The 223-nt window shown below is 54.3% G+C and carries 1 rRNA gene; it reads right to left on the bottom strand.

Annotated elements, in window-relative coordinates:
* Positions 1-20: 20 nt before the first annotated feature.
* Positions 21-223, bottom strand: a 16S ribosomal RNA gene (locus ACGF5R_RS25070); the annotation flags it as partial.

Consider the following 223-nt stretch of genomic DNA (forward strand, 5'->3'; position numbering starts at 1 on the left):
TGCACTCAACCTATCTCAGGTAAGGAGGTGATCCAACCGCAGGTTCCCCTACGGTTACCTTGTTACGACTTCACCCCAGTCATGAACCACAAAGTGGTCAGCGCCCCCCTCGCGGTTAAGCTACCGACTTCTTTTGCAACCCACTCCCATGGTGTGACGGGCGGTGTGTACAAGGCCCGGGAACGTATTCACCGTAGCATGCTGATCTACGATTACTAGCGAT

Origin of the sequence: Photorhabdus sp. RM71S (genome assembly GCF_042879355.1) — a bacterium.
Lineage (GTDB): Bacteria > Pseudomonadota > Gammaproteobacteria > Enterobacterales > Enterobacteriaceae > Photorhabdus > Photorhabdus kayaii.